Consider the following 10,206-nt stretch of genomic DNA (forward strand, 5'->3'; position numbering starts at 1 on the left):
GGCCGGCGGCGCTGACGCCGCCGGCCGCGCCCGCTACGCGCCGGGCGTGCCTCCCAGCAGGGTCAGGGCGAACAGGCCGTCGTCGTCGGTCCAGCGTTCGATCGTGCGCCAGCCGGCGGCCGCGGCGATGCGGTCGAAGGCCTCGGGCGCGTGCTTGTAGCTGTTTTCGGTGTGAATGGTCTCGCCGCGGCGGAAGGTGATGTGCTGCCGCCCGAGACGCACCGACTGGTCCGCCAGGCTGACGAGGTGCATCTCCACGCGGCTTTCCGCATCGTTCCACAAAGCCCGGTGCGCGAAGCGGTCGAGGTCGAAATTGGCGCCGGCTTCACGGTTCAGCCGTGTCAGCAGGTTGAGATTGAACGCGGCCGTCACCCCCTGTGCGTCGTCGTAGGCGGGCAGCAGGCGGTCGGCGGGTTTGCGCAGATCGGCGCCCACCAGAAACAGCGCGCCGGGACCGAGCGTCGCGCGGGCGAGGCGCAGGAACGCCGTCGCCGCGGTGGGTTCGAGATTGCCGATCGTCGAGCCGGGAAAGAAGCCAAAGATCCGCGCGTCGCGCGCAGGCGCGGGCAATTCCACGGGACGGAGGAAGTCGGCGCAGATCGGCAGAATCTCGAGGCTGGGGAAGTCCGGGTGCAGGTCAGACTGTACTGAGGCCAGCGCGTCTGGTGCGATGTCGATCGGGATATAGCCGGCCGGGCGATCAAGCTGACGCAGAACGATCGCGGCCTTCAGGCTGCTGCTGGCCCCGTATTCGACCATCCATCCGTGGGCCGGCACATGGGCGCGCAGCGACGGGCCGAGGCGGCGCAGGATCGAAAGCTCGGTCCGCGTGAGATAGTATTCGGGCAGCGCCGTAATGTCGCCGAACAAACGGCAGCCCGTCTCGTCGTACAGGAGCTTGGGCGGCAGCGTCTTGCGCGGCTGCAGCAGGCCCATGAGCGCGTCGCCGATCACGTCGACATCGAGTTGGAGGATTGGTTGGTGTCGTGCCATGTCGGTCCCTCAGCCGTCGGCGGCGAGGCGCAGACCGGTGAATTGCCAGCGCGCGTCCGGCGGGAAGAAGTTGCGATAGGTCGGGCGGGCATGGCCGGGCGGCGTCGCGAGCGATCCGCCGCGCAGGACCATCTGGTTGATCATGAACTTGCCGTTGTATTCGCCGATTGCGCCCGGCTGGGGACGGAATCCGGGGTAAGCGAGGTAGGCGCTGTTGGTCCACTGCCAAACGCGGCCGGTGAGATCGTGCAGGCGGGTGTCGCCGGCGGCGGCTTCCCATTCCTGTTCGGTGGGCAGCCGCGCGCCGCACCAGCGTGCATAGGCATCGGCCTCGTACCAGCTGATGTGGCGGACGGGGGCGTGCCAGGCGATCGGTTGCAGCCCAGCCGGTCCCATCTGCAGCCACGCGCCGTCGTCCTCACGCCAGTAGAACGGAGCGTCCCAGCCCTGAGCGACGACGGTGGCCCATCCGTCCGACATCCACAGCGTCGGCGTACGGTATCCGCCGTCCTGGATGAAGGCGAGGAAGTCGATGTTGCGCACGAGGCGGTCGGCCAGACGGTAGGGGGCGAGAAGGGCTTCGTGCCACGGCGTCTCATTGTCGAAGGCAAACCCGCCGGCGGCGCCGATTGGCACGATGCCACCCTCGTAGGCGATGAAGGAGGGCTCGGCCATATCCTCCGCGTCGCGCCATTCAGGCAGGACGGCGGGGGCAAGGGGGCTTTGCGCAAAGGCGTGGGTGATGTCGGTGAGCAGGAGTTCCTGGTGTTGCTGCTCGTGCTGCAGGCCGAGTTCGATCGTCGTCTCGATGTCGTCGGAGACCATGTCGAGCACATGCTCGACATGCCGGTCGACGTATTCGCGATAGGCGCTGATCTCGGCCACTCCCGGCCGCGTAATCAGTCCGCGCTTGGGGCGCGGATGGCGGGCGCCGACCTGCTCGTAGTACGAGTTGAACAGGAACCGATATGCGGGATCGAGCGGCCGGTACGCCGGCAGATGCGGCCGCAGCAGGAATTCCTCGAAAAACCACGTGGTATGCGCGCGGTGCCATTTTGCGGGACTGGCATCGGGCATAGATTGGACGCACTGATCCTCGGCCGTGAGGTTGCGGCTGAGAGCCTCGGTGTGTTGGCGAACGGCGCGAAAACGTAGCCTGAGCGCGTCGCGGTCATCCTGCCGGCGCGTGAGAGCCTGCGCGGTCACTGCGTCCTCCGTTCCCCGCACGGTCGAAAGGGGTCGGTCCGACCGTCAGGGTCAAACTGCCGGCGCGCGAGAGAGTTGCGGCGCAAGCCATTGGTTGGCCCAAGTCTGACGGCAAGTGGGCGTTTGGCAAGTCCGGGCCAACCCGGGGATTTGTGCAGGAGGGGTATGATGGCACGGGATCCTAAGGGAACGGCCCGGAACGATCCGGCGGCGGGGGGCGGTGCCCCCGATCGCCTGCCGCGGCGGCTCGCGCTCGCGGGCGGGATCGCGGCGGCCCTGCTGGCCGGGCTGGGCGTCGTGCTGTCGCGGCGCGAGGAGGCCGGGGAAGCCGGCAACCAGGGGTTCGGCGGCCCCTTCACGCTGACCGCCCCGGACGGTCGGACGGTGACGGACGCGACGTTTCACGGCAAATATCTGCTGGTCTATTTCGGCTACACGTACTGTCCCGACGTGTGCCCGACGACGCTGGCCAACATGGCGAAGGCGCTCGATCGGCTGGGCAAGCGGGCGGACGCGCTGCAGGCGATTTTCATCACCGTCGATCCGGCGCGCGATACGCCGGCGGTGATGGGCCAGTACACCTCCGCGATCTCACCGCGCATCCTCGGTTTGTCCGGCAGTCCCGCGCAGATCGCCGCGGCCGCGGGCGCCTATCACGTCTATTATGCGGTGCATCGGAGCGGGCCGGACGATCGGAGCTATGCGGTGGATCACAGCTCCGTTCTCTATCTGATGTCGCCCCAGGGCGCGCCGCTGGCGCTGATCCCGGCCGACGAGGATTCGGACCGCATGGCGGCGTCGATCGGCAAGTATCTGCCGGCGGCGTGAACGGGCCGGCGCCTCGCGGGGCCGGCCCGCCGGTAGTCTGTTCGCGGTACCGTCAGACCGAGAACATGCTGCTGCTGACGTGCTGCATGCCGTGGAAGTCGATCTGTGTCCCGTCCGAGAGGCGGATGATCGTCATCCCGCCCCCGGTCGTCTGTGTCGCGAGCGCATTCGAGAGGTCGGCCGCGCCGTAGTTCCACAGCTCCACGTGGTCGCGCGCGGGATTGAAATTGTAGAAATCGGTGATGCCGCCGGCCTGACCGCGCGCGAAGCCATACGATTCCGATGGGCCGCCGCAGACGATGAGCTGATTGCCAGAGCCGGCGACGACGATGCCGGGGGCGTAGGCGAAGGTGGTGGTGTCGCCATTGCCCGAGAAGACGGTCGTCCTACCCGCGTTCATCACCGCCGTGTCGTGGCCGGCGCCGGCGACGATTTCGGTGTCGCCGCTGCCGCCGAGGTAGATGTTGTTGCCGCTCGACTGTCCGCCAAAGAGGGTTTCGGACCCCTGGGAGGCGACGAGCAGGTTGTTCTGGTTGTTTTTGGTCACGAGGAGGTCGTTGCCGCCGGCGCCGCCCGTTAGGGTCGATGCGCCGGAGCCGCTGAAGATCACGTTGTTGCCGCCGCGTCCGCCATAATAGACGCCGCCGCCCGAGCCGCCATAGACCGTCAGCTTGCCGCTGCCGCCGTAGACGGTCTCGTTGCCGCCGCCGGCGAGCGTGGCGTTGCCGGCGCCGTTGATGAACTGCAGCGTGCTCTGGCCGCCGAACACCAGCACGCCCTGCCCGGCGGCGTTGATGGTGTCGTTGATGGCATCGACCGTCGTCATGCCGCTGCTGGCATCGACGGTGTCGTTGCCCTGGTTCATGACGAGATTGTTGCCGCTGCCGAGGGCAATCCAGTTGTTGCCGGTGCCGGCAGAGATGGAGTTGTTGCCGCTGTTGGCCAGCACCGTGTCGTTACCCGATCCGGTATCGACGACGTAATTGCCGCCACCCTGATCCGGCATGATCACGAGGTTGTTGCCGCGCGGCGCCGTGGGACCGCCGGCCGCCTCGTTGCCGAGGTACACGCCGGAACCGCCGCCGGTGAAATACGTGGTCTGCGGCGCGGTGGACATCACGAGCTGGCTGTCGCCGCCGGCGCCGAGCAGGGTGGTGGCGCCGTGCGCGGTGTCGGAGACGAGCTGGGTGCCGGGCGTGATGCCCAGGGTGGCGTTGTTGCTCTCGTCGCCGACGAGAAGGCCGAGCGTGGTGCCGGCGGCCGGCGGTGGCGGCGGCTGTCCGGGCGCATAGTAGGTGATCGCCGCGGGGCCGCCGAGCCACCAGGACGGGCCGAGCGTCTGCTGGATCGACTGCGTGGCGGCGTTGATGAAGGGAATGCTCTGGTTGACCTGAAGCGCCTCTTGCGGCGTGACCGTGACGTCGAGCGGCGTTGCGTCCGTGCTCGTGTTGCCGGCGGCATCCGTCGCCGTCGCGGTGAGCGCGTGGGTTCCAGCCGCGAGGGTGGTGCCCGGCAGCAGCGACCAGTTGCCAGCCGCATCCGCCGTCCCGGTCGCGAGCACGGTCGTGCCATCGAGCAGCGTGATCTGATCGCCCGGCGCGGCGGTGCCGGTGATGTCGGGCTGGACGCTACCGGTGATGATACCCTGCGCGGTCTGCGTGCCGCCGAGGACGGATTGCAGGATCGGCGCGGCGGGCGCCACGGTGTCGATCCGCAGGGTGTAGGTGCCTGAGGTGCGGCTCGTGCCGCTGACCGGATCGGTCGCGGTGGCGAGCAACGCGTAGGTTCCGTCGGCGAGCGGGGTCGACGGCGTGTAGGACCAGCGCCCGCTGACATCCGCGGTGGCCGTGGCGAAGATCGTCCCGTTGGCGGTGATGCCCACCACGTCCCCCGCCGGGGCCGTTCCGAGCAGCGAGGGCGTGGTGACGTTCGTCAGGCGGTCGCCCGCAACGCCGCTGTCGCTGGCCGGCGCGAGGGTGATGGTCGGGATGGCGGTCGGGACCGGATCGACGGTCATCGCGAGGCTGGCAACCGCGCTCTGGTTGCCGGCCACGTCGGTGGCCGTGGCCGTGAGCGTGTGGGCACCGAGGCCGAGCGGCGCGACGACCGCGAACGACCACGTCCCGTCCGCCTGGACGGCGGCTTGCCCGAGGGTGGTGGTCCTGTCCGTCACGGTGACGGTGGTGCCCGGGAGTGCCGTGCCACGCAGCGTGGGCGTCTGGTTGTCGGTCGTGGTGTCGCCGAGCACCGGGTTGATACTGGCGGCGTCGAGGGCGAGCGTCGGGGCCGGTGGCACCGCCGTGTCGATCTGGAGCGTGTAGGGGGAGGAGGTCGGGCTCACGTTGCCGGCAGCATCCGTCGCGGTCGCCGTGAGGCTGTAGGTCCCAGCGGCGAGCGGCGCGGCGAGCGCGATGGTCCAGGTGCCGCCGGCATCGGCCGTCGTCGTGCCGAGCACGGTCGTGCCGTCGAACAGTGTCACGTCCATGCCGGCCGGCGCGGTGCCGGTCACCGCCGGCGTGACGTCATTGGTGATGCCGTCGCCCGCAGTTCCGCTGTCGGTGGCGGGGGTCAGGCCGGTAATGGCCGGGGCGGTGGGCGTGCCGATGATCTGCGTCACGACGAAGGGGGCGGACGCGGGGCCGGCGTTACCCGCCGGGTCCGCCGCGACATTCGCCAGGAACGTATTGGTACCGGATTGCAGCCCGATGACGGCCGACCAGGTGCCCGCGGCGTTGCTGATCGTGGTGCCGACCGGGCTGCCGTTGTCGGTGATGTCGACCGTGCTCGACGGCGTCGCGGTGCCGGACAGGGTGATGATGGGCGCGTTCGTGTCCTGCGTGGCCGGATCGGGGCCGGTGTTGGGTGAGAAGGCGAGGATCGACGGCGCCGCGGCCTGGCGTTCAATGGTGATGTCGAGGGTGCCGGGCGCGCTGACATTGCCGGCCGGGTCGGTGACCACGGCCGTGATGGCGTTGAGCCCGTCCCGAAGCGGCGTCGGGGCGGTGTAGGACCAGGCGCCGGTCGCGTCGGCGGTCGCGGTGCCAAGGAGCGTGCCGCCGTCCGATACCGCGATCGTCGCGCCGGCGGTGGTGGTGCCGGTGACGGTCGGCTGCACCACGTTGGTGAGATCGTCGCCCTGCACGCCGCTGTCGCTGGACGGGGCGAGCGTCAGCGTCGGCGTCGCTACCGCCGTCTCGATGGTCAGCGCGAGCGACGCGGGCGCCGAGACGGCACCGCCGGCGTTGATGTCGGTGACGAGGAGCAGATGGTTCCCGGCGGCGAGGGGCGTGCCGAGCGTGGCGCGCCATGTGCCGTCGGCGGCGACGGTCGCCTGCGCGAGCTGCGCGGTGCCTTCATCGATCGTGATGATGTCGCCGGCGACGGCGGTGCCGGTGAGGGTCGGCGTGGTGACGTTGGTGATGTCGCTGCCCGGCACGCCGCTTTCGCTTGCCGGCGACAGGGCGGCCGAAGGGGTCGGGACGGACGCGGGCAGGATCGTGAGGCCGAAGCCGTTGGGGTTGCTGACATTGCCCACATTGTCGGTCGCGGTCGCCGTGATGACATGCGTGCCGAGGGCGAGTGTCCCCGACGGGGTGAATGTCCAGATCCCGGCCGCCGAGGCGGTCGCGGTTCCGAGCACCGTGCCGTCGGCGGCGATGCTGACGAGATCGTTCGCGCCGACGGTGCCGGTAAAGGTCGGGTCCGCCACGGTCGTGACGCCGTCGCCCGGCACCCCGGTGTCGCTGGCGGCCGTCAGGCCGATGGTAGGCGGCGCGGGTGGCGTGGTGTCGATCGTGACGACGAGCGGCGTGGAGGCGGCGGTGATACCTGCGCCAAGCGATGCCACGGCCTCGAACGTGTTGGCTCCGGCGAGGAGTGGCGCGGGAGCGGTGAAGGACCAGTTGCCGGTCCCGTCCGCGATCGTCGTGCCGAGCGTGCCGCCATTGTCGAGAACGGTGATCGTGGCACCCGCGGCGGCCGCGCCGTCGAGCGTCGGCGTGGTGACGTTCGTCAGGTTGTCGCCGACGGTGCCGCTGTCGGACCCCGGCGCGAGAAGGAGGCTCGGGGATGTCAAAAGGACGCTGATGTCGAGCGTGGAGGCGCTGCTGACGTTCCCGTAGACGTCGGTCGCGGTGGCGGTGATGACGTTGTTGCCGTAGGGCAGAGGGACGCTGGGGATGAACTCCGGGATGAACGGGGGTGCGATCCCGATCGGGGTGCCGTTGTCGTAGAAGTTGTATTGCGCGATCGATGGCTCGAAGAACGGCTGAAGCAGGATGTCGGGCGTGGTGGTCGTGGTGGTGGTGCCGCCACTGAGCAGTGCGATCGGTGGCGCGGTCGGCACCGGCACGATTTGCGTCATGAGCGAGGACGAGGCGGCGCTGGTGGTGCCGAACGGGTCCGTATCGGTCGCGGTGATCGTGTCGCCGCCGAACGGCAGATCGATCGTCGAGGCGACCGTCCAGGTGCCTGCCGCGTCGACCGTGCCGGTGCCGACGAGCGTGCCGTTGGATTTGAGAGAGACGAGCAGTCCCGGCGTGCCGGTGCCGGTGAAAGACGGCATGGGAATGTCAGTGACGCCGTCGCCCAGGTTGCCGCTGTCGCTGCCGGGTGCGAGGCCGGCGACGGTCGGGGCGGCCGGCGTCGCGGGATAGCCGGTGAGCGTCGTCGTGGTGTTCGCTCCCGTCGTCGTCCCGGCCGGATCGAGGGTGACGGTGACGGCGAAGGTGTTGGCGCCCGTCAGAACCGGCGCGGTGACGCTCCAGGCGCCCGTGGCGTCGGCGGTTGCCGTCAGCGCCGTGCCCCCGTTGTCGGTGATCGCAAGGGATGCTCCCGCCGCCGCGGTGCCGGCGAGCGTGATGTTCGGCGCATTGGTGTCGCTGCCGATCAGCGTGCCGCCGACCGGGGTGACGGCGGTGATGGCAACCGGCGCGACCTGCTGAATGGTGAGGTCGAGCGTGCCGGCGCTGCTGATATTGCCGGCCACGTCGGTCTGGGTCGCGGTGAGGACGTGCGTGCCGTAGGCGAGGGGCGAGGTGGGCGTATAGGTCCAGGTGCCGATGGCGCCGACGGTGGTGGTCGCGACGACGGTGCCGCCGTCGTCGATCGTGACCGCGTCACCGGGGAGGCCGGTGCCATCGATCATCGGCGTGGTGATGGACGTGATGTTGTCACCGAGCGTGCCGGTGTCGCTCGCCGGATCGAGCGTCAGCATGGGCGCCGGGGGCGGCACGGTCTCCACGGTCACGGCGTAGACCGCCGATGCGCCGCTGGTCAGGCCCGCGAGATCGGTCTCCACGGCGGTGAGGTCGTGCTGCCCGTCCGTGAGCGCGACGGTGCTGCCGACCGAGAACGTACCCGCTGCATCGGCGGTGCCGGTTCCGATCAGCGTGGCCCCATCATAGAGCGCGATGCTGCTGCCAGCGTCGGCGGTGCCGTCGATGACGACATTGCGCACGTTGGTGATCCCGTCGCCGACGGTGCCGCTGTCGGTCGTCGGATCGAGGCCGGTGATCGTCGGCGCGTTGGGTGGAAGGGTGTCGATGACAACGTTGAGCGTGTTGGACGTGGCGCTGGTGACGCCCGAAATGTCGAGGATTTGGGCTGTCAGGGCGTGCGCACCGTTGGAGAGCGGATTGGCGACGGCGATCGACCAGTTTCCGGATGGATCGGCGACCGAGCCGCCCAGGGTCTGCGCGCCTTCCAGCAGAATGACGTAATCGCCGGCGACGGCGGTGCCGGTAACGACCGGCGTCGCGTCGGCGGTGATCCCGTCGCTGCTGGAGGCACCCGTGTCGGTGGCGGCGGTGAGGCCATTGACGACGGGGGCCGGTGGCGCGGGGATGATGACGTTGCCCGAGCCGTTCGAGCCGGTGAGCAGGGAGATCGCATTGGGGTTGGATTCGGGCGACATGAACCCGTTGCCCAACACGAGCGGCGCGTTGGCGCCGACGGTGACGAGCGTATGGCCGAATCCGTCCGGCGTGGGTGCCACCGTGACCGTCGTGCCGGCGGTCGGCGTGAACACCTCATAGCCGGAATTGTCGGACGCCCAGACGGTGATGGCATCGCCGTTCGCGGCGATGGTGACGGTGCCGTTGCTGGGATGCAGCGTCAGCGCCCCCGCCTGCGTGACGTCCATGTTGCCCATGGAACCGGTGAGCGTCTCGCCGCCGGCTCCGCCGGTCACCGTCGCCGTGCCGCTGCCGCCCAGCATCGACAGTTCCAGCGTGCCGCTGCCGGCCGCGACGACGAGCGGATTGTTGTCGCCCTCTGCGTAGACCCCGAGATTGCCGGTGCCGCCGACAATCGTATCGGTGCCCAGTCCGGCGAGGACCGAGGCCGACGCGCTGCCGAGTTGTACGACGTTGAAGCCCGTGGCGTCGGTGATCAGACCGCCAGCCGCACCGTTGATCGTGTTCGTCCCCGACATGTTTCGCTCTCGCCCGAAAACCGGCACCAGGCGTGCCGGACGAGAGGAATGAACGGGATGGTTGAATTATGTGTAAAAAAGAGACCGGACTAGGAAATCGGGTCTCAAGTCATGATTGCGGGTCTGACTCTCCGCCTGATGCCGAATCGCGTGCAGCGAGGCGCCGCGCGATGAGAAGCAGGAGCTGTCGGTCGGGCGAAGCCGCCGTTCGGTAGAGAGCGAGGAGCGCTCGTTCGTCGCCGGTCATGACCGCGGCCGCGCCGGAGGCTTCCGGTCCGAGAAGGTGATCGACGCTGACGCCGAGCACGTCGGCCACCCGCCGTAGATGCGGCGTGGCCTGCCCAGCGCGGCCGCTTTCCCATTGCGCGACGGCGCTGCGGCTCACCCCGATCGCGTCGGCGAGTTCGCTCTGCGTCATGCCGCGAGCGTGCCGCAGATCGCGGACACGGGCGCCCGGCGAGAGTGCAGCGGAGTCGATGTCGTCCATACCGCCCATGTAGCGCAATTCCCACTAACAGACAACGTTAGTCTGATTGACGTTCCTGTTTTGTTCGGCTAAGTCTCGTTCCGTCACACGGGAGGCCGACGATGCAGAGCCTGACCACCTGGACGCCCGCGATGGATGCCCGCCTGCGCAGTCTGCGGGCCGAGGGCATGAGCTGGGATGTTATCGCCGCCCGGCTCGGCGCCACGCGCTGGACGACCATCGAGAGGGGACGGCGCATCGGCGCCCGGCGGCCCCCGCC

At 69.3% G+C, this 10,206-nt stretch carries 5 protein-coding genes; 1 reads left to right on the top strand and 4 read right to left on the bottom strand.

Annotated features, from left to right (window positions below):
* Positions 1–33: 33 nt before the first annotated feature.
* Positions 34–954 (bottom strand): L-histidine N(alpha)-methyltransferase, encoded by a 921-nt coding sequence (egtD, locus tag B8460_RS22785; RefSeq protein ID WP_199445514.1) that lies wholly within the window; start codon positions 952–954, stop codon positions 34–36.
* Positions 955–1,002: 48 nt separating this feature from the next.
* A complete protein-coding gene (gene egtB, locus B8460_RS22790; RefSeq protein WP_048859940.1) occupies positions 1,003–2,199 on the bottom strand; it encodes an ergothioneine biosynthesis protein EgtB in 1,197 nt (398 codons plus the stop codon).
* A 168-nt stretch (positions 2,200–2,367) separates the two neighbouring features.
* Here egtB and B8460_RS02235 point away from each other — a divergent pair, with 168 nt between their 5' ends.
* Positions 2,368–3,027 carry an SCO family protein gene (locus B8460_RS02235; protein ID WP_084623137.1) on the top strand — a complete coding sequence of 220 codons (660 nt, stop codon included), beginning with the start codon at positions 2,368–2,370 and terminating at the stop codon, positions 3,025–3,027.
* Between the two features lie 52 nt (positions 3,028–3,079).
* Here the strand turns inward: B8460_RS02235 and B8460_RS02240 are convergent, their stop codons facing one another.
* Both B8460_RS02240 and B8460_RS02245 read right to left on the bottom strand, forming a co-directional pair.
* Complete coding sequence (locus B8460_RS02240; protein WP_048859941.1) at positions 3,080–9,460, bottom strand: Ig-like domain-containing protein; 6,381 nt, start codon at positions 9,458–9,460, stop codon at positions 3,080–3,082.
* Between the two features lie 109 nt (positions 9,461–9,569).
* Positions 9,570–9,947: a helix-turn-helix domain-containing protein gene (locus tag B8460_RS02245; RefSeq protein ID WP_048859943.1), complete on the bottom strand. Its 378-nt coding sequence runs from the start codon at positions 9,945–9,947 to the stop codon at positions 9,570–9,572.
* Positions 9,948–10,206 lie beyond the last annotated feature (259 nt).

The organism is Acidisphaera rubrifaciens HS-AP3 (assembly GCF_000964365.1).
GTDB classification, from domain to species: Bacteria; Pseudomonadota; Alphaproteobacteria; order Acetobacterales; family Acetobacteraceae; genus Acidisphaera; species Acidisphaera rubrifaciens.

What these genes read in the sequence shown, in the direction of transcription:
- B8460_RS02245 (WP_048859943.1), bottom strand. Translation starts at nt 9,947, where the DNA reads ATGGACGACATCGACTCCGCTGCACTCTCGCCGGGCGCCCGTGTCCGC.
- B8460_RS02235 (WP_084623137.1), top strand. Translation starts at nt 2,368, where the DNA reads ATGGCACGGGATCCTAAGGGAACGGCCCGGAACGATCCGGCGGCGGGG.
- B8460_RS02240 (WP_048859941.1), bottom strand. Translation starts at nt 9,460, where the DNA reads ATGTCGGGGACGAACACGATCAACGGTGCGGCTGGCGGTCTGATCACC.